The sequence below is a fragment of the Pseudomonas sp. LBUM1668 genome (assembly GCF_059695715.1).
Window position 1 is genome coordinate 5,998,885 of sequence record NZ_CP166787.1, and the last position, 17,984, is coordinate 6,016,868.

Here is a 17,984-nt window from a genome sequence, read left to right on the forward strand (position 1 = left end):
CGCCCAAGGTGAACTTTGGGGAATCGCGACGAGGGGCATTCTAAACACATCCGTCGAGCATTCGTGAACCGCGCGACGAGAAAAATCTGACTACGCTAACGAGAACTGACCAGTCACGGTTTGCCTGTTGAAATTGCCGCGCAATTGGCACAGATTGGCACCAAACAACTACAACAACTGACTTCGCCTGCCGTCCTGCCGATTTTTTCTATCGGTCTGACAGACTTCCTCTCAAAGCATGTGGGAAAGTGGCGCAAGTTCAAGACCAAGGGGTCGCGGTTTGAAAAAGCGTCTGTTCATTACGGGCCTCAGTGGCTTCGTGGGACAACATATTCAGTCACGATTGGCGCTACCCGATTCGTCGTGGGAGCTTCTGCCTGCCGCAACGCCCTACGACCTTACGGACGCGGGCAGTCTCGTCGATCTCTGGCCTCAACTGCCCGACGCGGTCATCCATCTGGCCGGGCAGACGTTCGTCCCCGAAGCCTTTCGCGATCCGGCGCGCACACTCGACATCAATCTCTTCGGCACCCTCAACCTGTTGCAGGCCCTCAAGGCCCGCGGCTTCGCTGGCACCTTCCTGTATGTCAGCTCCGGCGACGTCTACGGCCAAGTGGCCGAAAGCGCTCTGCCGATCACCGAACTGCAACCGCCCTGCCCGCGCAACCCTTATGCGGTGAGCAAACTCTCGGCGGAGTTCCTCAGCCTGCAATGGGGCCTGAGCGAACAGTGGCCGGTGCTGGTAGCGCGGCCGTTCAATCACATCGGCACCGGGCAGAAAGACAGCTTCGTCATCGCCAGTGCCGCCCGCCAGATCAGTCGCATCAAACAAGGCCTGCAAGCGCCCCAACTGGAAGTCGGCGACATCGACGTGACTCGCGACTTCCTTGATGTCGGCGACGTTATTTCGGCCTACTTCGCGCTGCTTGAGAAAGGCCAACCGGGGCAGGTCTACAACATCTGCTCGGGGCGCGAGCAAAGTATCCGCAGCCTGATCGAGCAGTTGGCAGATCTGGCCGAAGTCGAGATGCAACTGGTTCAGGATGCAGCGCGCATGCGGCGTGCCGATCAACGCCGTGTTTGCGGCAGCCATGCAAAACTGTCCACAGCCACCGGATGGTCGCCAGACATCACCACACAACAATCCCTGCGGGCGATCCTGTCCGACTGGGAGAAGCGAGTACGACAAGAATGACAAAAAGTGCACTGATCACAGGGATCACCGGCCAGGACGGCGCGTATCTGGCCAAACTGCTGCTCGACAAGGGCTACAAGGTTTACGGCTTCGTGGCACGGCGCAGCAGCGATTCACGCTGGCGCCTGCGCGAGATGGGCGTCGAGGCCGACATCGTCTACCTGGACGGTGACATGGCCGACGCCTGCTCGGTACAGCGCGCCGTGATCAAGTCGACCCCGGACGAGGTGTACAACCTGGCGGCACAAAGCTTCGTTGCCGCCTCCTGGGATCAACCGGTGACCACTGGCATCGTCGATGGCCTGGGCGTTACTCACTTGCTCGAAGCGATCCGCCAGTTCAGCCCGCACACCCGTTTCTATCAGGCCTCGACCAGCGAAATGTTCGGTCTGATCCAGGCTGAGCAGCAGGACGAGAACACGCCGTTCTACCCGCGCAGCCCGTACGGCGTGGCCAAGTTGTACGGCCACTGGATCACCGTCAACTACCGCGAAAGCTTCAACCTGCACGCCAGCAGCGGCATCCTGTTCAACCATGAATCGCCGCTGCGCGGCATCGAGTTCGTCACGCGCAAGGTGACCGACGCCGCCGCCCGTATCAAGCAAGGCAAACAGCAGGAGCTGAGCCTGGGCAACATCGACGCCAAACGCGACTGGGGTTTTGCCGGCGATTACGTCGAAGCCATGTGGCTGATGCTGCAACAGGACAAGCCCGACGATTTCGTGGTCGCCACCGGCGTCACCACCACGGTGCGCGAAATGTGCCGCATCGCCTTCGATCACGTCGGCCTCAACTACCGTGATTACGTGAAGATCGACCCGGCGTTTTTCCGCCCGGCCGAAGTCGAAGTGCTGCTCGGCAATCCGGCCAAGGCTCAGCGCGTGCTGGGCTGGAAGCCGAAAACCGACCTGGATACCTTGATCCGCATGATGATGGATGCGGACATGAAACGCGTCGCCAAGGAGTAGGCCATGCTGATCCCCGTGATTCTGTCCGGCGGTGCCGGCACCCGTTTGTGGCCGGTGTCCCGCGAGGGCCATCCCAAGCCGTTCATGACCCTGCCCGACGGTGAGTCGCTGCTGGGCAAGACTTACCAGCGTGCGGCAGCGTTGCTCGACGGTTGGGGCGACATCGTCACGGTGACCAACCGCGAGTACTACTTCCAGAGCAAGGATCACTACTGCGCCGCCCACGTGTCGCGCCATCGCGGGCACTTCCTGCTGGAGCCGACCGGGCGTAACACGGCTCCGGCCATCGCTGCGGCGGCGTTGTCGCTGCAAGCCTTGCATGGCGATGACGCGATCATGGTGGTGATGCCGGCCGACCATTTGATCGTCAATCAGGACGCGCTGAAAAGTGCGGTCGAGCACGCCGTCAATCTGGCGAAAGACGGGTATCTGGTGACCTTCGGCGTGATCCCGACAGCCCCGGAAACCGGCTTCGGCTACATCGAAACCGGTGCGCCACTGGACGCCAGAGGCGCGGCCAAAGTGCAGCGCTTCGTGGAAAAACCTGACCTGCAAACGGCCACGCATTATCTGGAGAGCGGCAACTTCCTGTGGAATTCGGGCATGTTCTGCTTCACCACCGCGACGGTGATTGCCGAACTGCAACTGCACGCACCGCAACTGCTGGAGCAGACCCGCGCCTGCATGGCTGCCAGTGCCCCGGTGGAAACCGTTGGCTGCCTGCAGCAGGAATTGTCGCCGGCGCTGTTCGCTGAAATTACCGACATCTCCATCGACTACGCGCTGATGGAGCGCTCGGAAAAAGTCGTGGTGGTGCCCGCCGGTTTCGACTGGAGTGATATCGGTTCGTGGAACGCCGTGGCTGCACTGGTGCCGGCCGATGCCGACAACAACCGCGCCAGCGGCGAAGCGATTTTCATCGACAGCCACAACAACTTCGTCCAGAGCGAAGGTCGGCTGGTGGCCGCCGTGGGTGTGGATAACCTGATCGTGGTCGACACCGCCGATGCCGTGCTGATTGCCCACGCTGACCGCGCGCAGGATGTACGGCGCGTTGCCAAGCAGCTCAAGGACAAATCCCACGAAGCCTATCGCCTGCATCGTACGGTCAGCCGCCCCTGGGGCACCTACACCGTGCTCGAGGAAGGCCCGCGCTTCAAGATCAAGCGCATCGTGGTCAAACCCGGCGCCAAGCTGTCCCTGCAAATGCACCATCACCGCAACGAACACTGGGTGGTGGTCGAAGGCATGGCCAAGGTCACCAACAACGGCAGCGGCACGACGCTGGTGGCCAAGAACGAATCAACCTTCATTGCCGCCGGCCACAAGCATCGCCTGGAAAACCCCGGCGTGATCGACCTGGTGATCATCGAAGTGCAAAGCGGCGAATACTTGGGAGAGGACGACATCGTCCGCTTCGAAGACCAATACGGCAGGACGGTTTGAATGCTGCTTTCCCTGTACCGCTCGCTGCGCAGCTACCGTGGATTCATCCTCGGTAGCGTCAAGCGAGAGTTTCAAGCGCGGTATCGCAACTCGCTGTTTGGTGCGCTGTGGACCGTACTCAATCCGCTGTCGATGATCATCGTCTACACGGTGATCTTTTCCCAGATCATGCGCGCCCGCCTGCCCGGGGTGGACGATGGCCTGGCTTACAGCGTCTACCTCTGCGCCGGCCTGCTGACCTGGGGCCTGTTCGCCGAAATCACTACGCGCAGCCAGAGCATGTTTCTGGAAAACGCCAACCTGCTGAAGAAAATCAGCTTCCCGCGCATTTGCCTGCCAGTCATTGCGCTACTCAATGCCGGCATTAACTTCGCGATTATTCTGGGGCTGTTTTTCGGCTTTCTGCTGATCAGCGGACGCCTGCCCGGCATGGCCTTGCTGGCGCTGATACCGCTGTTGATTCTGCAAGTGGTCTTCGCCGCCGGACTCGGCATGCTGCTGGGCATTCTCAATGTGTTTTTTCGCGATGTCGGGCAAATGTTCGGCATCTGCCTGCAATTCTGGTTCTGGCTGACACCGATCGTGTATCCGCTGTCGATCCTGCCGCCGGGCATCCAGCACGTGATCAGCCTCAACCCGATGACGGCGTTGATGACCAGTTACCAGAATGTATTCCTCTACAACCAATGGCCGGACTGGTCCTCCCTGACGCCGTTGCTGATCATCGGACTCGTGCTCTGCGCCATGGCGCTGCATCTGTTCCGCCAACGGGTTGGTGAAATGGTGGATGAACTCTGATGGGGCACATACGCGTCAGTGGCCTGGCCAAGGCCTACAAACAGTACCCCAATCGCTGGAGCCGGTTGTTTGAATGGCTGGTACCGTTTTCCCGGCCCCGGCATCACTTGCACTGGGTCTTGCAGGACGTTGATTTCGAGATTCAGCCCGGAGAAGCCGTGGGCATTGTCGGCGTCAACGGCGCGGGCAAAAGTACCCTGCTGAAAATGATCACCGGCACCACTCAACCGACCCGCGGACAGATCCAGTTGCAAGGTCGGGTCGCCGCGCTGCTGGAACTGGGCATGGGTTTCCACCCCGACTTTACCGGTCGCCAGAACGCTTTCATGGCCGGCCAGTTGCTGGGGATGCAGGTTGAAGAGATCGACGCGTTAATGCCGCACATCGAAAGTTTTGCCGAAATCGGCGAAGCCATCGATCAGCCGGTGCGCACCTACTCCAGCGGCATGCAGATGCGTCTGGCGTTCAGTGTCGCCACTGCGCGGCGCCCGGACATCCTTATCGTCGACGAAGCGCTGTCGGTCGGCGATGCCTATTTCCAGCACAAAAGCTTCGAGCGCATCCGCAGCTTCCGCAAGGCCGGCACCACGCTGCTGATTGTTTCCCACGACCGCTCGGCCATCCAGTCGATCTGCGATACCGCGATCCTTCTGGAAAACGGGCGCCTTGCCATGCGCGGCAAGCCCGAAGAAGTCATGGACTACTACAACGCCATGCTCGCCCAGCGCGAAGGCCAGATCGTCCGTCAGGAGATGCTCGCCAACGGCCAGGTACAAACCATTTCCGGCACTGGCGAAGCCGCAATCATCAGCGTGCGCCTGCTCGATGCGCAGGGGCGCAGCCTCGAAGTGGCGGAAGTCGGCCAACCCGTGGTGCTGGAAGTTCAGACAGAAGTACGTGAAGACATCGAACGGCTGATTCTCGGCTTCATGATCAAGGATCGCCTGGGCCAGGCGATTTACGGGATCAATACCCATCGCCTCGACAAACCGGTCGTCGAGCTCAGTGCAGGTGATCGCGTAACGTTCCGCTTCGCCTTTGACATGCGCCTGGGCAAGGGCAGTTATTCGGTGGCGCTGAGCCTGTCGCGGCTGGATTCGCACCTGGATCGCAACTTCGAGTGGCGCGACTACGGCTTGATCTTCCATGTGATCAACAACCGTCAGGAAGACTTCGTCGGCTGCGCCTGGCTGCAAGCGCACACCGAAATCACTCGCATCAGTAAAAACCTCACGCCAACGCCTGATACGGAGAGCTCGCGATGACGCGATTGTTGGTGGAATGCACTTACGTCTTCGAACACCCAAACGCCAACTCGGGTATTCAGCGCGTGGTCCGCAACGTCATCCAGCAATTGCCGGCCGCCGACGAGAACGTTGAATGCATTCCGGTGGTGATGATCGGTGGTGGTCTGTATCAGGTTAAGAGCCTGGCGCCACTTAAATCGCCAAAGCTGGATCTGATCGGCCTGCGGGTGAAACTCGAGCAATGGGCCAATGGTTTCTGGTTGCGCCACCGTGCATTGGAGCGCCGCCACCCGTTCAACCAATCGCATTTCGCTCGCCGCGTGTTGTACGTCGGTTGCCGGCTGAGCGCTTTCGCCTGTTTCAGCCTGCCGATGCGCCTGCTGGAGCGAGCCCTCAAGGGCAAGCAAATCCCCGAGCGCTGCGTGCCGTTACAGCATCGGGCCGGCGATCAACTGGTACTGCTCGACTCGTCCTGGCACGCCAATTTTTTCCCTCTGGCCGAGCAACTCAAGCGTGACGGGGTCGGTATCGTTTCGGTGATCTATGACCTGATCCCGCTGACCCATCCGCAGTTCTGCGATGCCGGGCTGGTCAAAGTGTTCAATGACTGGTTCGACTGGATCGCCCGCACAGCGGACGGCTATGTGGCAATTTCGACGACCATCCGCGATCAGGTGCGCGAGGAAATGCTGCGGCGCATCGGTTCGCAACAGGTCGCACAGCGCTGGTTCGATTATTTCCACCTCGGCTCGGAACTGGACTTGAGCGACGCCGATACCAAGGTCGATCAAGGCTTGTTGCACATGTTCAAAACAGCGGAGCCGGTGTTCCTCATGGTCAGCACCATCGAGCCGCGCAAAAACCACGCTTACCTGCTCGATGCCTTCGAGCGCGCCTGGACCACGGGGTCCAAAGCGCGGTTATGCATCGTCGGCAAGATCGGCTGGAAGTGCGAAGCGTTGATCGAACGCATCCGCCGGCATCCCGAGTTGAACCGCCGCCTGTTCATGTACAACACACTCTCGGACAAGAGCCTCGAACACGCCTACTCCCATGCGACGGCGCTGGTTTTCCCGTCCTACGTCGAAGGGTTCGGTCTGCCACTGGTGGAAGCGATGCAACGCGGGTTACCGGCGATGGCCAGTGATATCCCGGTGTTTCGCGAGATCGGCGGCGATTACATGGCGTATTTCGACTTGGCCAACCCGCAGAGCCTGACCCACCTGATCACCGATATGGAACGCAGCCAGGTCTTTCCCGCACCGCTGAGCCTGGAACAGTGGCGCTGGCTGAGCTGGCGCGAAGCGAGTGCGCAACTGGTTGAACGCATCGAGCGCAATTTGCATCCTTCGCCGGCAACCCCGGAGAGCCAGCATGCGCATTGCTCTTAACGCCCGGATTCTGCAGGCACCGCGCACCGGCATCGGCCACTACGTCGCCGAACTGGTCAACGCCTTGCGCAGCGAACCCGACGTTGAAGTGACGCTGTTTCATGGCTGGGGCTGGAGTTCGGCGCTACCGGAAGCGGCAATGCCCGGTTATTCGCGTTTGACGCCACTGCTGCGGCAAATTCCCGGAGCCTATCAGGCACGACGCTGGATGGAGCAAAAGCGCTTCGATCAGGGCCGCGCGCAAGGCATCGACCTGTATCACGAGCCCAGTCTGTGGCCGCTGGCTTTCGACGGCCCGACGGTGATCACCCTGCACGATCTGACGCATCTGCATTTTCCCGAGACTCAGCCGTCGGCACGGCTCAAGGAAATCGAGCGACGGCTGGCCCTTGGCGTCGAGCAAGCGCAGGTGATTCTGACTGACTCACAGGCAATTGCCGACGAGGCGCAAGACTATTTCGGACTGCCCGCCGAGCGTTTTGTGGTGGCGCCACTGGGCGTCGCCGAGCGGTTTCATCCACGCGAAGCCAACGCGATCAGCCCGGTACTCAAGGCTCATGCCGTGCAGGCACGCGAGTATTTCCTGTGTGTCGGCACGCTGGAGCCACGCAAGAACCTGAGCCTGGCGTTGCGCGCCCATGCCCTGCTGCCGGAAGCAGTGCGCGAACGCTTTCCGCTGTTCATCGTCGGCATGGCCGGTTGGCAGCGTGAGCAGTTCAGTGACGAGCTGCGCCTGGCGTTGGCCAGTGGAAATGTTTGCCTGCTCGGCTACCTGCCTGATGAGCAAGTGGCGCAACTACTGGCCGGCGCTCGGGCACTGATTTTTCCTTCGCTGTATGAAGGCTTCGGCCTGCCGGTACTGGAGGCGATGGCCAGCGGCACGCCGGTGGTGATCACTCGCTCTTCGGCAATGCCGGAAGTGGCGGGGGCTGCCGGCAACTATATCGACGCCGACGATGCAGACGGCTTGCGCGATGCGATGAGCCGACTGATCGACGATCAAACACATTGGCAGGCATGCCGGGAAGCCGGCTTGCAGCAGGCCCGGCTTTTTTCCTGGCAGCGTTGCGCACAGGCCACGGCCGGTGCCTACCGCCAGGCCATGGGAGGTTGAATGCGCGTTCTTCATTTCTTCAAGACGTACCTGCCTGATTCGGTCGGCGGCATCGAACAAGTAATCTTCCAACTGTGCGAAAGCGGCGCCCAGCATGGCATCGATGGGCAAGTGTTGACCCTCAGCGCTGACCCGAGTCCCCCCGTGGTGAAGCTGGGTCAACACGAAGTGCATCGGGCAAAACTCGACATTCAGTTCGCCTCCACGGGATTTTCCTGGAGCGTGTTCAAACAGTTTCGCGAGATGGCGGCCGAGGCCGACGTGGTCAACTACCATTTCCCGTGGCCATTCATGGACCTGGTGCATTTTGCCAGCGGCATGAACAAACCGAGCGTGATCACCTACCACTCGGACATCATCCGCCAGAAGCATCTGCTTAAACTCTATCGGCCGCTGATGAACCGCTTTCTCGCCAGCGCCGACCGGATTGTCGCGGCCTCGCCGAACTACCTGCACACCAGTGATGTATTGCAACAGTTTCAAGACAAGACCCGGGTAATTCCCTATGGCTTGAACAAGGCAGGTTATCCACAGCCTGATAACGAACGAATCAACCGCTGGCGCCAGCAGCTTGGGGATAAGTTTTTCCTCTTCGTCGGGGTCATGCGCTATTACAAAGGACTGCACATCCTGCTGGATGCCATGAAGGACGTGGATTATCCGGTGGTCATCGTCGGCGCTGGTCCGCTGGAGCAAGCGCTGCACGCCCAGGCCGCCGCGTTGGGCCTGCGCAACATTCACTTCCTTGGGCGTCTGGGAGATGAAGACAAAGTCGCCCTGCTGCAACTGAGCTACGCCATTGTTTTCCCATCGCATCTGCGCTCGGAAGCGTTCGGCATCTCGCTGCTCGAGGGCGCGATGTACGGCAAACCGATGATCTCCAGCGAAATCGGCACCGGCACCAGCTACATCAATATCCACAACGAGACCGGACTGGTGGTACCGCCAAGTAATCCACAGGCGTTCCGCGAAGCCATGCGCACCTTGTGGGAGAACCCCGATCGCGCAGCAGCAATGGGCGTCAAGGCCGAAGCCCGTTACCGGCAGTTGTTCACAGCCGATGAAATGGGCCGCAAATGGACCGAGTTGTACCAAGAGCTGCTGGAAGAAAAATCTCTGTCCTATGCCTGATCCCTATCGGCCACCAATCCCCTGTAGGAGCTGCCGAAGGCTGCGATCTTTTGATCTTCCATTTATAAAATCTAAACAAGATCAAAAGATCGCAGCCTTCGGCAGCTCCTACACGGGCGCTAGCATTACAAATCCAGCACCAACGGCTGCTGACTTTGTGCCGGCACCGCACAACAAATCAGCACATGCCCCGCCTCCGGCACTTCAGCCGGGGGCTGTGGATAATTCACCGCGCCGCTGACCAGCCGTGTCTTGCAGGTGCCGCACGAACCACCGCGGCAACTGAACTCGGGGCGCAATCCGCGACTTTCCGCCAGCTCCAGCAAACTGCTGCCGTCCGGTTGCCAGCGCGCCTCCTTGGCCGAACGTTCGAACACCACCGGCACGGATGTGGTGGCTGCGGGCGGTTGTTCAATGACAATTGCATCCGGATCGGCGCGACGCTTGAGTGTAGAAGGGCCGAACGTTTCGGCGTGAATCTGCGCGTCGCGCACATCCAGCTCACGCAAGCCGTCGTACAGTCCTTGGGTAAAACCGCCGGGCCCACAGACCACGAAATCGATTTGATCGTAGTCCTCGACCTCCAACAGATCCCTCAATACCGAGCCGTCGATCCGCCCGCGCAGGTCGAAATCCTCGCCCTCGTGTGCGTCCGCTTCCGGCTGGCTGAGCAACCGCAGGACCCGCACTGCATCGCCAGCGCTTTCCAACAAGCGATCCAGTTCCTTGCGAAAAGGTTGATCTGCCAGGCTGCGTGAACTTTGCAGCAACCACGTCGGACGAATCCGCCGCGTGCGCAAGCCTTGATAAACCACCTCGCGCAGCATCGACAGCAGCGGCGTAATGCCGACCCCGGCGGCCAACAACACCAGTGGCCGTCGCTCCAGCGGCGCCACGGTGAAATGCCCCTGAGGCGCCCGCGCCTCCACTACATCACCCACCTGGATCTGCTCGTGCAGATGGGTCGACACGCGACCTTCGCGCTTCACACTGATCCGATAAAAACCATCCGATGGCGCACTCGACAGGCTATACGTGCGGATGTGCACCTCGCCGTCGAGGGTAAATCGAACAGGCAAATGCTGGCCCGCAAGAAACACCGGCAAACCGGCGCCATCGTCTGGCTCCAGATAAATCGAGCGGATGCTGTGGCTTTCCATTTCGATCTTCGCCACGCGCAACGGCCGCCATTGGTTACTCAGGGCTTGCGCCTGCAAACGCGCATCGGCTTGCGCCCAGTTTCCGGTCAACAGACTGGTGGGCGACATGCCGTCGAAGCGCCAGCGCAAGGCCAGCGCCGCCGGACGTCGCACCAGTTTCTCCACCTCGAATGTCCACAACCGTTCGGCGCCCTGAAACGCCTCGATCTGCGGCCCTTCCAGGATAATTTCGGTACGCCCGCTAAGTTGCAGCAGATCGCCTGTGGAAAAGTCGATGAACAGCAAGCCCGCCTGGGGGTTGAGCAGTAGATTGCCGAGGGTGTTGAAGTGCAGATTGCCGGCAAAATCCGGGATGGTCAGACGATTGCCTTCCACCCGGACGAACCCGGGCTGACCGCCGCGATGGGAAACGTCCACCGAACGTCCGCCTTCGGTATCGACATAACTGGCGACAAAGAATGTATCGGCGCCTTCGATCAGGGCCGTGGCGGCATCATCGAGACTGTCGAGATGCTGAGGTGGGCGCGTCTGCGGATCACTCAGTGGCACACGCTGGAACTGGCGCAGTTGAATATATTGCGGACAGTTGCCGAAGGCTTGATCGACGCTCACATCGAAACCGTTAACGCCTAGATCACCGACATGGCCGTTGAGGCGATTGCGCCGCCGCGTATGCAGTTCAATTCCGAGCAAACCGATGGGCTCGCCGTTGCGCAACTGCGCCGGATCATCTCCAGCGGGCAACGTCGTAAAACGCAGATGCTCAGCATCGGGCGAATGGGCAAACCCCGGCGCGCCTTCGAGCACGCTGGCCCACGGACGACCCTCGGCATCGACCGCGCCGTACAGCATGAAGGGAAGTTGCTGATAGAACTCACGGTGCTGGTCCGGCATCCAGGTGCGAATCACCTTACGCCCGAAAGCCTCCATGCGTTCGGCAACGCCGACATGGGCCTGTAACTGTTGCTCGCCAGCGTGCCACGGTGAACGTTCCATCACGACCTCTCCCCTGCGCCCTCGGCGCAACGTGGATTGCGGGAATCAGACTGCGGTTTGCAGACCGGCGACAGTGCGCGGCATGCCGACGAAACCGGGCAGCGCTTCGACCCGGGCCAGCCAGGCGCGAACATTGCCGTAGTCGTCCAGCGAGACATTGCCTTCCGGAGCGTGGGCGATATAGCTGTAGGCCGAAATGTCGGCGATGGTCGGTTCATCACCTGCCAGATACGCGTTTTTCTCCAGCTCAGTGTCCATGACCGTGAGCAGGTTGTGGGCGCGCGTGATCAGTTCCTCAGCGTTGAGTTTGGCCCCGAATACCGTGATCAGTCGCGCTGCCGCCGGGCCAAATGCAATCGGCCCGGCCGCGACCGACAACCAGCGCTGTACCCGCGCAGCACCCACCGGATCGCTCGGCAACCAACGACCGTTGCCGTACTTCTGCGCCAGATACACCAGAATCGCGTTGGAATCCGCCAGTATCACGCCGTTGTCATCAATGGCCGGGACCTGGCCAAAACTGTTGATTGCCAGATACGCAGGCTGCTTGTGCTCGCCCTTCGCCAGATCGACCAGAATGGTCTCGGTCGGCAATTGCAGCAGCGACAGCATCAGTTCCACCCGATGGGCGTGGCCGGAACGCGGGAAGTTGTAAAACTTGATCGGTTGCATGGTCGACTCCACTGGATGATCGCACCACCTGAGGGTTGGCAGCGCTGATGGGAGCCATCTTCCACCTATCTGCAAAGCAACAGAATCACCAGTATTCGCAATCGATTATTTCATCTCATGCAATAACGCTGCGTTCTTCAGCGACGGATGCTCACGCAGCGCGTTCACCGTGAAATCAACAAAGCTGCGCACCCGCGTCGGCGCTTTGCGCCCGCCCTGATACACCACATGAATCGGCAGCGGCGGCAGTTCGAAGTCGGCAAGGACGATCTCAAGTTCACCTGCCGCCACTTTGTTCGCCACCTGATAGGAAAGCACCCGCGTCAGCCCCAGGCCGAGACACGCGGCACTGATCGCCGCCTGATTGGCGGTGACCACCAACCGCGGCTCTGGGCGCACGATCAGCGGTTGACCACCCTCAAGGAATGGCCAGTTGCGCATCTGGCCGGTGGCTGCTGTGGCCACGACGGACAATCCATTCAACGCTTGAGGATGCTGCGGTCGACCATGCTCGGTCAGATATTGCGGCGAACCGCAGACAACGCGTCTGACCTCACCCACCCGAATCGCATGCTGATTACTGTCCGGCAGCTCACAGATGCGCACCGCCACATCGACCCCCTCCTCGACCATGCTCACTACCCGATCGACCAACAACGCGTTGATCGAAACGTCCGGATACTGCGTGAGATAACCGGCCATCACCGGTGTGACAAACAACTCGCCGAACAACACCGGCGCCGTCACCGTCAGTTGCCCACGAGGCTCGGCGTGACTGCCTGCAGCCGAATCCTCGGCTTCCTGCACCTCGGCAAGAATTCTCCGACAGTCCTCCAGGTACCGCTGACCCGCTTCGCTAAGGTGCACGCTGCGCGTGGTACGGATCAGCAACTGCGTGCCGATTCGCTGCTCCAATGCAGCAACGGCACGAGTGACGCTGGCAGCCGACAAACCCAAGCGTCGCGCGGCTGCGGAGAAGCCTTGGTCTTGAGCGACAGCGGCGAAGACCTGCATTTCCTGGAAGCGATCCATGGCGAAGACCTCGATTCAAAAGCAAAAGATCGCAGCCTCCGGCAGCTCCTACAGGTGAAACATGATTCCCCATGTAGGAGCTGCCGAAGGCTGCGATCTTTCCGGCTGCATCAGTTGTGGATAACTTATTCCACCGTCACCGACTTCGCCAGATTACGCGGCTGGTCAACGTCCGTACCCTTCAGCACAGCGACGTAGTAAGAAAGCAACTGCAGCGGAATGGTGTAGAGGATCGGAGAAAGAATGTCGTGGATGTGCGGCATCTGTACCACGTGGGTGCCTTCGCCGTTGGTCATCCCGGCTTTCTCGTCGGCGAAAACGACCAGTTCGCCGCCGCGTGCGCGGACTTCCTGCAGGTTGGACTTGAGCTTTTCCAGCAGTTCGTTGTTCGGCGCGACGGTGACCACGGGCATGTCGTTATCCACAAGCGCGAGCGGGCCGTGTTTGAGTTCGCCGGCCGGGTAGGCTTCAGCGTGGATGTAGGAGATTTCCTTGAGCTTCAAGGCACCTTCCATTGCTACCGGGAATTGCGCGCCGCGACCGAGGAACAGTGTGTGGTTCTTCTCGGCGAACAGCTCGGCGACTTTTTCCACGGTGCTGTCCATCGCCAGCGCTTCGCCTAAACGAGTCGGCAGGCGACGCAATTCTGCCACCAGCGTGGCTTCAACGCCCGGCGCCAGAGTACCGCGCACTTGGCCCAGTGACAGAGTCAGCAATAGCAGACCGACCAGTTGCGTAGTAAACGCTTTGGTCGAGGCGACGCCGATTTCGCGACCGGCCTGGGTCAGCAAAGTCATGTCGGATTCGCGCACCAGCGAGCTGATACCAACGTTGCAGATCGCCAGACTGGCGAGGAAGCCAAGCTCCTTGGCGTTGCGCAATGCGGCCAAGGTGTCGGCAGTTTCGCCGGACTGCGAGATGGTGACGAACAATGTATCCGGCTGCACCACCACTTTGCGGTAGCGGAATTCGCTGGCAACTTCGACCTGGCACGGGATCCCGGCCAGCTCTTCGAGCCAGTAACGGGCAACCATGCCGGCGTGATAACTGGTGCCGCAGGCAACGATCTGTACGTTACGCACCTTGGCAAACAGCTCGGCCGCTTGTGGGCCGAAAGCTTGCACCAGCACTTGGTCGTTGCTCAGCCGACCTTCCAGCGTGCGCTGCACCACGGTCGGTTGCTCGTGGATTTCCTTGAGCATGTAGTGGCGGAATTCGCCCTTGTCGGCCGCTTCGGCGCCGTCGGTGTACTGCACGGTCTGGCGCTCGACGGGTTTACCGTCAACATCCCAGATCTGCACGTTATCGCGCTGAATTTCAGCGATATCGCCTTCTTCCAGATACATGAAGCGATCAGTGACCTGGCGCAAAGCCAGTTGATCGGAGGCGAGGAAGTTCTCACCCAGACCCAAACCAATCACCAATGGACTGCCACTGCGCGCGGCAACCAGACGATCCGGTTGTTTGCCATTGATCACGGCCAGACCGTATGCACCGTGCAGTTCCTTGACGGTAGCCTTGAGGGCGACAGTCAGATCCGGCTGATCCTTGAGTTTGTGATTCAGCAGGTGGGCGATGACTTCGGTATCAGTATCCGAAGTAAACACGTAGCCCAGCGCTTTCAGCTGTTCACGCAACGCTTCGTGGTTTTCGATGATGCCGTTGTGCACCACCGCGATGTCGCCGGAGAAATGCGGGTGAGCATTACGCTCGCACGGGGCACCGTGGGTTGCCCAACGGGTGTGCGCAATGCCGAGACGGCCAACCAGCGGGTGTTCAGCCAGCGCGACTTCCAGTTCGCTGACTTTGCCCGGACGGCGCATGCGCTCGAGGGTTTGCTCATTGGTGTACACCGCCACGCCGGCGCTGTCATAGCCGCGGTATTCGAGGCGTTTGAGACCTTCGAGCAGGATGGCGGTGATATTACGTTCAGCAACTGCGCCGACAATTCCACACATGCTTATTTCTCCTGACTGACAGCCGCGCAAATCACGGTGATACCGCGGGCCTGAATCTGATCGCGTGCATCAACAGGCAGGCGATCATCGGTAATGAGGGTATGGACGCTGCTCCAGGGCAGCTCCAGGTTGGGAATCTTGCGCCCGATCTTGTCGGCCTCGACCATCACGATCACTTCACGCGTCACTTCAGCCATGACCCGGCTCAGGCCGAGCAGCTCGTTGAACGTGGTAGTACCGCGCGCCAGATCGATGCCATCGGCGCCGATAAACAATTGGTCAAAGTCGTAAGAGCGTAGTACTTGCTCGGCCACCTGGCCCTGAAAGGACTCCGAGTGCGGATCCCAGGTGCCGCCGGTCATCAACAACACCGGTTCGTGCTCAAGTTCACTCAAAGCGTTGGCGACGTGCAGGGAGTTGGTCATCACCACCAGACCCGGCTGCTGACCCAGTTCGGGGATCATCGCGGCGGTAGTGCTGCCACTGTCGATGATGATGCGCGCGTGCTCGCGGATGCGTTTCACTGCGGCACGGGCGATTGCCTGTTTGTATTTGGAAACGCTCTGCGCGGTTTCCGCGACGAGTTCCTGAGGCATGGTGATCGCTCCACCGTAGCGGCGCAGCAATAAACCGTGGCTCTCAAGCGCAGCCAAGTCCTTACGAATCGTAACTTCAGAGGTTTCGAAGCGCTTGGCCAATTCGTCCACACTCACCTCACCCTGCTCGTCGAGCAAGGCGAGAATGTTATGGCGGCGTTGGGGTGTATTGCGTTTCGACATGGCGGCGGCTTAAGTTTCGGTTCGAAAGATAACGTAAGCAATCAAAACCTATTGACCACAAATCGTCAACCCGGCAAACAAAAAAAATCGCAGACCTCAGCAGCCTTTTGTAGGAGCTGCCAAAGACTGCGATGTCATGATCTAAAAATGACTGTGGATAACTCAGTCTTTTTTGATCTTCTCCGGCCGCTTCCAGCCATCAATGTTCTTCTGCCGCGCCCGGCCTACTGCCAACTGCGCGTTATCCACATTCTGCGTAATCGTCGAACCCGCCGCAGTGGTCGCGCCATCGGAGATATCCACAGGCGCCACCAATGAGTTGTTGGAGCCGATGAACACGTCCGCGCCCAATACGGTTTTCCACTTGTTGGCGCCGTCATAGTTGCAGGTGATGGTGCCAGCTCCGATGTTGGTGCGTGCGCCGATCTCGGCATCGCCCAGGTATGTCAGATGACCTGCCTTGGCGCCCTCGCCCATGTGGGCGTTTTTCAGTTCGACGAAGTTACCCACATGCGCACGCGCTTCAAGCACAGTGCCCGGGCGCAGACGAGCAAACGGACCGGCATCACTGCCTTCGCCAAGAATTGCGCCCTCGATGTGGCTGTTGGCTTTGATCACCACGCCTTTACGCAGGGTACTGTCCTTGATCACACAGTTGGGACCGATGACCACGTCGTCTTCGATAACCACATTGCCTTCGAGGATCACGTTGATGTCGATCAGCACATCGCGACCAACCGTGACTTCTCCACGTACGTCGAACCGGGCCGGATCACGCAGGGTCACGCCTTGAGCCATCAGACGACGACCGGCGCGCAGCTGGTAATGACGCTCAAGTTCGGCGAGTTGCTTACGGTCGTTGGCGCCCTGCACTTCCATCGGATCCAGCGGTTGCTCAGTGGCGACCACAAGACCATCGCTGACAGCCATTTCGATCACGTCGGTCAGGTAATACTCGCCCTGTGCGTTGTTGTTCGACAGTCGGCTCATCCAGTCAGCCAACCGATTGGCCGGCACTGCAAGAATGCCAGTGTTGCCTTCGGTGATTGCGCGCTGCGCTTCGCTGGCATCTTTGTGCTCGACGATGGCGGCAACTTTGCCGTCAGCGTTGCGAACAATGCGGCCATAGCCCGTAGGGTCGTCGAGCTCGACGGTCAGCAAACCCATCTGTCCGGGAACGACATGCTTGAGCAGGCGTTGCAGGGTTTCGACTTCGATCAACGGCACGTCACCGTAAAGAATCAGCACAGTGTCGGCAGTAATGAATGGCACGGCTTGGGCAGTCGCGTGACCGGTGCCCAGTTGCTTGTCCTGCAACACGAAGTTCAGATCGTCGGCCGCCAGACGCTCGCGCACCACGTCGGCACCATGGCCAATCACCACGTGGATGCGCTGCGGGTCGAGTTGCCGCGCGCTGTGGATAACATGGCCCAACATGGAATTGCCGGCAATCGGGTGCAGCACTTTCGGCAAAGCCGAGCGCATGCGAGTGCCTTGACCGGCCGCGAGGATGACGATTTCGAGAGACATGACTGGCTACCAATCCTGGAGGTCAGCAACTGCGACCGGGGTTCTGGAATTCGGAAAAGAAAAAAGGGTAGCCGAAGCTACCCTTTTTTATCAATCGCACAACAAGCGGATGACGGATTAACCGCCAAACTTCTTGCGGATCTGCTGGACGGTGCGCAGCTGAGCTGCAGCCTCGGCCAGACGTACGGACGCAGCGCCGTAATCGAACTCTGCGCCACGCTCATGCAAGGCAGCCTCGGCAGCCTTGAGAGCTGCTTGAGCCTGAGCTTCATCCAGGTCGGCGGCACGTTGCACGGTATCGGCAAGCACCTTGACCATGTTCGGCTGAACCTCGAGGAAACCACCGGAGATGTAGAACACCTCGGCTTCCCCGCCTTGCTTGATCAGGCGGATCGGACCTGGCTTCAGATTAGTGATCAGCGGCGCGTGACCCAGAGCGATACCAAGATCACCCAGTGCACCGTGCGCAATCACCATCTCGACCAGGCCGGAAAAGATTTCTCCTTCCGCGCTGACGATATCGCAATGGACTGTCATAGCCATCTGATTGCCTCAACCTAAATTAGC

Annotated in this window: 15 protein-coding genes; 8 read left to right on the forward strand and 7 right to left on the reverse strand. The window is 59.8% G+C overall.

What is annotated here, in order from left to right:
* Nucleotides 1–280: 280 nt before the first annotated feature.
* Genes ACA061_RS27115 through ACA061_RS27150 form a run of 8 tightly spaced genes read left to right on the forward strand, consistent with a single transcriptional unit; the run spans nt 281 to nt 9,290 of the window.
* Complete coding sequence (locus tag ACA061_RS27115) at nt 281–1,195, forward strand: GDP-mannose 4,6-dehydratase (RefSeq protein WP_210553281.1); 915 nt, start codon at nt 281–283, stop codon at nt 1,193–1,195.
* Complete coding sequence (gene gmd / locus ACA061_RS27120; protein ID WP_150593353.1) at nt 1,192–2,163, forward strand: GDP-mannose 4,6-dehydratase; 972 nt, start codon at nt 1,192–1,194, stop codon at nt 2,161–2,163. Before ACA061_RS27115 ends, gmd begins: the two co-directional genes overlap by 4 nt.
* 3 nt (nt 2,164–2,166) lie before the next feature.
* Nucleotides 2,167–3,609, forward strand: coding sequence for a mannose-1-phosphate guanylyltransferase/mannose-6-phosphate isomerase (locus ACA061_RS27125; RefSeq protein ID WP_150616954.1), 1,443 nt, complete (start codon nt 2,167–2,169; stop codon nt 3,607–3,609).
* On the forward strand, nt 3,610–4,407 hold the full coding sequence (locus ACA061_RS27130; protein WP_150603644.1) for an ABC transporter permease: 798 nt from the start codon (nt 3,610–3,612) through the stop codon (nt 4,405–4,407).
* Entirely contained in the window at nt 4,407–5,672 is a 1,266-nt protein-coding gene (locus ACA061_RS27135; RefSeq protein ID WP_497300335.1) for an ABC transporter ATP-binding protein, read from the forward strand. The genes ACA061_RS27130 and ACA061_RS27135 overlap by 1 nt, the downstream gene beginning before the upstream one ends.
* Nucleotides 5,669–7,045: a glycosyltransferase family 4 protein gene (locus tag ACA061_RS27140; protein WP_497300336.1), complete on the forward strand. Its 1,377-nt coding sequence runs from the start codon at nt 5,669–5,671 to the stop codon at nt 7,043–7,045. The genes ACA061_RS27135 and ACA061_RS27140 overlap by 4 nt, the downstream gene beginning before the upstream one ends.
* A complete protein-coding gene (locus ACA061_RS27145) occupies nt 7,029–8,159 on the forward strand; it encodes a glycosyltransferase family 4 protein (RefSeq protein WP_497300337.1) in 1,131 nt (376 codons plus the stop codon). Before ACA061_RS27140 ends, ACA061_RS27145 begins: the two co-directional genes overlap by 17 nt.
* Nucleotides 8,160–9,290 (forward strand): glycosyltransferase family 4 protein, encoded by a 1,131-nt coding sequence (locus ACA061_RS27150; protein ID WP_497300338.1) that lies wholly within the window; start codon nt 8,160–8,162, stop codon nt 9,288–9,290. It abuts the gene before it with no gap.
* 125 nt (nt 9,291–9,415) lie between these two features.
* Here the strand turns inward: ACA061_RS27150 and ACA061_RS27155 are convergent, their stop codons facing one another.
* The 7 genes from ACA061_RS27155 to ACA061_RS27185 form a co-directional block, all read right to left on the reverse strand.
* On the reverse strand, nt 9,416–11,446 hold the full coding sequence (locus ACA061_RS27155; protein WP_497300339.1) for a pyridoxamine 5'-phosphate oxidase family protein: 2,031 nt from the start codon (nt 11,444–11,446) through the stop codon (nt 9,416–9,418).
* Nucleotides 11,447–11,491: 45 nt separating this feature from the next.
* Nucleotides 11,492–12,118, reverse strand: coding sequence for a glutathione S-transferase family protein (locus ACA061_RS27160; protein WP_497300340.1), 627 nt, complete (start codon nt 12,116–12,118; stop codon nt 11,492–11,494).
* Nucleotides 12,119–12,223: 105 nt separating this feature from the next.
* Nucleotides 12,224–13,150, reverse strand: a complete 927-nt coding sequence (locus ACA061_RS27165) for a LysR family transcriptional regulator (protein ID WP_497300341.1) — start codon at nt 13,148–13,150, stop codon at nt 12,224–12,226.
* A 125-nt stretch (nt 13,151–13,275) separates the two neighbouring features.
* On the reverse strand, nt 13,276–15,108 hold the full coding sequence (glmS, locus tag ACA061_RS27170; protein WP_497300342.1) for a glutamine--fructose-6-phosphate transaminase (isomerizing): 1,833 nt from the start codon (nt 15,106–15,108) through the stop codon (nt 13,276–13,278).
* Between the two features lie 2 nt (nt 15,109–15,110).
* On the reverse strand, nt 15,111–15,887 hold the full coding sequence (locus ACA061_RS27175; RefSeq protein ID WP_210553267.1) for a DeoR/GlpR family DNA-binding transcription regulator: 777 nt from the start codon (nt 15,885–15,887) through the stop codon (nt 15,111–15,113).
* A gap of 162 nt (nt 15,888–16,049) precedes the next feature.
* Nucleotides 16,050–17,417, reverse strand: coding sequence for a bifunctional UDP-N-acetylglucosamine diphosphorylase/glucosamine-1-phosphate N-acetyltransferase GlmU (gene glmU, locus ACA061_RS27180; protein ID WP_497300343.1), 1,368 nt, complete (start codon nt 17,415–17,417; stop codon nt 16,050–16,052).
* A 117-nt stretch (nt 17,418–17,534) separates the two neighbouring features.
* The gene (locus tag ACA061_RS27185; protein WP_042556889.1) at nt 17,535–17,960 is read right to left on the reverse strand and encodes a F0F1 ATP synthase subunit epsilon; all 426 of its coding nucleotides are present in this window, start codon (nt 17,958–17,960) and stop codon (nt 17,535–17,537) included.
* Nucleotides 17,961–17,984: the final 24 nt, after the last annotated feature.

Bases quoted from the DNA above. Each gene is read 5' to 3' on its own strand.
- ACA061_RS27165 (WP_497300341.1), bottom strand. From the start codon at position 13,150: ATGGATCGCTTCCAGGAAATGCAGGTCTTCGCCGCTGTCGCTCAAGAC.
- ACA061_RS27160 (WP_497300340.1), bottom strand. From the start codon at position 12,118: ATGCAACCGATCAAGTTTTACAACTTCCCGCGTTCCGGCCACGCCCAT.
- ACA061_RS27145 (WP_497300337.1), top strand. From the start codon at position 7,029: ATGCGCATTGCTCTTAACGCCCGGATTCTGCAGGCACCGCGCACCGGC.
- ACA061_RS27135 (WP_497300335.1), top strand. From the start codon at position 4,407: ATGGGGCACATACGCGTCAGTGGCCTGGCCAAGGCCTACAAACAGTAC.
- glmS (WP_497300342.1), bottom strand. From the start codon at position 15,108: ATGTGTGGAATTGTCGGCGCAGTTGCTGAACGTAATATCACCGCCATC.
- gmd (WP_150593353.1), top strand. From the start codon at position 1,192: ATGACAAAAAGTGCACTGATCACAGGGATCACCGGCCAGGACGGCGCG.
- ACA061_RS27155 (WP_497300339.1), bottom strand. From the start codon at position 11,446: ATGGAACGTTCACCGTGGCACGCTGGCGAGCAACAGTTACAGGCCCAT.
- ACA061_RS27130 (WP_150603644.1), top strand. From the start codon at position 3,610: ATGCTGCTTTCCCTGTACCGCTCGCTGCGCAGCTACCGTGGATTCATC.
- ACA061_RS27125 (WP_150616954.1), top strand. From the start codon at position 2,167: ATGCTGATCCCCGTGATTCTGTCCGGCGGTGCCGGCACCCGTTTGTGG.
- glmU (WP_497300343.1), bottom strand. From the start codon at position 17,417: ATGTCTCTCGAAATCGTCATCCTCGCGGCCGGTCAAGGCACTCGCATG.
- ACA061_RS27150 (WP_497300338.1), top strand. From the start codon at position 8,160: ATGCGCGTTCTTCATTTCTTCAAGACGTACCTGCCTGATTCGGTCGGC.
- ACA061_RS27140 (WP_497300336.1), top strand. From the start codon at position 5,669: ATGACGCGATTGTTGGTGGAATGCACTTACGTCTTCGAACACCCAAAC.
- ACA061_RS27185 (WP_042556889.1), bottom strand. From the start codon at position 17,960: ATGGCTATGACAGTCCATTGCGATATCGTCAGCGCGGAAGGAGAAATC.
- ACA061_RS27175 (WP_210553267.1), bottom strand. From the start codon at position 15,887: ATGTCGAAACGCAATACACCCCAACGCCGCCATAACATTCTCGCCTTG.